The organism is Kitasatospora sp. NPDC059722 (assembly GCF_042733235.1).
Lineage (GTDB): Bacteria > Actinomycetota > Actinomycetes > Streptomycetales > Streptomycetaceae > Kitasatospora.
In genome coordinates, this window is the sequence record NZ_JBHWGD010000109.1 from 1 (window position 1) to 3,335 (window position 3,335).

At 71.3% G+C, this 3,335-nt stretch carries 3 protein-coding genes; 1 reads left to right on the forward strand and 2 read right to left on the reverse strand.

The features are described 5' to 3' along the window. Positions 1 to 311 precede the first annotated feature (311 nt). Entirely contained in the window at positions 312 to 620 is a 309-nt protein-coding gene (locus tag ACFV4F_RS37530; RefSeq protein ID WP_380441827.1) for a DUF6112 family protein, read from the reverse strand. A 70-nt stretch (positions 621 to 690) separates the two neighbouring features. Then, complete coding sequence (locus tag ACFV4F_RS37535; RefSeq protein WP_380509543.1) at positions 691 to 1,875, reverse strand: C40 family peptidase; 1,185 nt, start codon at positions 1,873 to 1,875, stop codon at positions 691 to 693. Between the two features lie 577 nt (positions 1,876 to 2,452). Between ACFV4F_RS37535 and ACFV4F_RS37540 the strand changes: the two genes are divergently transcribed. Next, a complete protein-coding gene (locus ACFV4F_RS37540; RefSeq protein WP_380509546.1) occupies positions 2,453 to 3,199 on the forward strand; it encodes a DNA-methyltransferase in 747 nt (248 codons plus the stop codon). The last annotated feature ends 136 nt before the right edge of the window (positions 3,200 to 3,335 follow it).

The window sequence follows — 3,335 nt, forward strand, 5'->3', positions numbered from 1 at the left end:
GGGCGGGGGGGGGGGGGCCCCCCCCGTGCGCGGCGCCCCGGGCGCTGGGTGGGTGGTCTGGTCCCGGGGTGGCGGGGGGCCTAGCGCCACATCCCGGCGCCCCCCCGTCGGTGCCGGTGGCGCGGCAACCGTGGGCGAAGTCGGCCCGTGGGAGACCGGGTTGGGAGCGGCACGGGTGTTGCGGGTGAAGAAGGCGAGGGCGCCGGCCAGGACGGCGAGGAGCACCAGGACCACGAGGCCGAGCAGCGCCCGGCGGCGCACGCGGGATGCGTCGCCGAGCACGCCTTCACGGGCGAAGGAACGTTTCTGCATCAGTGGACCTGGCCGCCAAGGCCCGAGAAGAAGGCGACGATGCCGTTCGCCGCGCCGATCAGCAGAGCAGCGCCGGCGGACACCAGCACGCCCTTCTTTCCGTTGGCCTCGGCCTGGTGGCCGCCGGAGTGGTGACCCCAGGCCCAGACCCCGGCGCTCACCGCGAGCGCGCCGACGATCGCGATGATGCCGAAGAGGTTCAGCGAGCCCATCACCTGCTTGAGCACGGAAAGGCCGGGCAGGCCGCCTTCGTTGGGGGTGATGCCGGGGTCGTAGGCGAGCTGCGTGACGGCGTCCGCGAGAAACATGAAGAACTCCAGTCTTGGAATACGGGCATGCGAAGGCAGCCCAGGAAGGGGAGGAGGAGAGGGGTGCTGGTCAGACGACGCGGCGGGCCGCGAGGATCTGCGGCCGCCATTCGGCGAGCGTCGAGATCTTGACCACGTCACTGGTCTTGGGGGCCTGCACGATCACGCCCGAACCGATGAACATCCCGACGTGTTCCGGAACGGCGGCGGTGCCCCGCGTAAAGAGGAGATCACCGGGTTTGAGGGCGTCCGCCGAGACGGCCGCACCCTGCTTGACCTGGTCGTAGGTGGTCCGCTCCAGCGAGACGCCGGCGGCCTTGTAGGACATCTGCATCAGCGAGGAGCAGTCGCACCGGCCCATCGGATCCGCGCCGTGCGAGTTCGCACACGTCCCGCCCCACTGGTACGGCGTGCCCAACTGGCCCAGCGCCCAACGGATCGCGGTCTGCACCTGCTGCGGCGCATCCGCCGGGATCGCGTACCCGGCCGGGAGCGAGCCCGCCGGGATGGTCCCGAAATCGGTCCCGTCGCCACCCGTTGTCGACGTCCCGCAGCCTCCGGTGCTCGGTGACGGGCTCGCAGTCGCACCGCCCGAAGGAGCCGGCGCCAGCATCGGGCTCCCCCCACGTGGCGGCGATGCGGTGCCGCTCGGTGACAGCAGCGGCTCGATCGCCTTCTGCAACGCGGTCGCCAGCGACTCCCACTTCGCATAGGCATCGGGGAACCCGCTGCGCTGCACCGCCTGGGCGGCCTGGGTGACGGTCATCGACTGCCAACCGCTGACCTGCTGGAGCGCCTCGTAGAACTTCGTCGACGCGTACACCGGCTGCATGATCTGCGCCGGCGTGCCCCAGCCCTGCGACGGGCGCTGCTGGAACAGGCCCAGCGAGTCGCGGTCTCCGTAGTTGATGTTCCGAAGTCCGCTCTCCTGGAGCGCCGTTGCGAGGGCGACGATCTGCCCGCGGAGGGGGATGCGCATGGCGACGCCGGTGGCCTGGATCGTCTTGGCGTTGGGGATCTGCTCGTCCGGCTTGTCCAGCCCGGCCACGTTCGGCGCCGACATGGGGCTTGAGCCCTTGAGGATCGACTCCACCTGTGCTGCGACAGCGGAACTGTCCACACCCTGCGCGCCGCCGGGCGGACACGAGGCCGCTGTGGCCGACGCGTTGCCCGCGCCGACGATCACCACCGGCAGGGCGAGCATCAGCGGGCTGCAGGCGAGGACACCGACGAGCGCGCCGACGGTCTTCTTCACTGCCGCCGCCGATCACCGAAGCGGTACAGGGCAGTTGGCGGGGGCCGGTGAGGGCACGGGTGTGCCAGGGCATGCTGCATCGCAGCGGCTCCTTGCGGGATTCGTAGGAGGACGCGGTGCCGGCCTCTCGTGCGAAGAGGTCGCCGGCACCGCGCCGGTCGTGAAACCGCCCTCGCTCAGGGCGGGCCCGGCTCAGAGGAGTTGGTAGCTCCGGGGCGCCGGTCTCGGGTCACGCGCGGCAGCCGGCCGCGCTCGTAATCTCAGCCGGAACACAGCCACTCCTCGGGGCCAAGGGGGTAGGGGAGAGCGATCCGCCGACAGCCCCGGTTGGACGCGAGGCGGCGCGGATCAAGGCACGCCGGGCCAGGCCGAGTTGGCCCCTGCCCGGTTGGCATGGCGAGACAGTAGACGCGAAATCCGGCCGCACCAAACGACCCCCGACCAGGGCCGATCCCCGGGGAACCACTTGCTAGGCGCGGCCGTAGATCGCCGCTACCGTCCCCGTCATCCCCGCTCCCGGCGGCTGCCGCCGGGCGTCGCCCGGAGCGGGCCCACCCCTGCCCTGAAAGAGGAACCCGTGACCTACACGCTGCACCGAGGCGACGCCCTCACCGTTCTGAAGACCCTGCCCGACGAGTCCGTCAACGCCGTCATCACCGACCCGCCGTACAACTCCGGAGGACGGACCAGCTCCGAGCGCACCAGCCGCGACGCCCGCGCCAAGTACGTACAGACCGGTTCCGCCCACGACCTCCAGACCTTCCCCGGCGAGAACCGCGACCAGCGCTCCTACCGCTCCTGGCTCACCGAACTGCTCACCGAGGCGTACCGGGCGAGCACCGAGCACGCGGTCGCGATCGTCTTCTCCGACTGGCGGCAGGAACCCACCACGAGCGACGCCCTGCAGATGGCCGGCTGGACCTGGCAGGGAACCATCCCGTGGATCAAGCCCGCCAGTCGGCCGCGCAAGGGCGGCTTCAAGCAGTCCGCGGAGTTCATCAGCTGGGGCACCAAGGGCACCCTCGACAAGAGCCGGGCGATCTACCTGCCCGGCCACTTCGTCGCCTCCCAGCCCCGCAAGGACCGGGTCCACATCACCCAGAAGCCGCTGGAGATCATGCAGCAGCTCGTCCAGATCTGCCCCGAAGGCGGAACCGTCCTCGACCCGTTCACCGGCAGCGGCTCCACCGGCGTCGCCGCCCTGCGCGAAGGCCGGCAGTTCATCGGCGTCGAACTCAGCCCGCACTACGCCGACGTCGCCGAACAGCGCCTGCGAGTAGCCCTCACCCAGGACGACTTCGTCCTCGCCGGACCGGAAGCGTGACGTGAGAACCGCTACCAGGCCGAGCGGCCACAGACGTGCAAGGGCGGGGGGGGCGCCCAACACCCCCCCCCCCCAACCCCGTCGGGGAGGTCTCCACACACCCCCCCCCGGGAAGCGGCCCCCCCCCCTCCCCCGG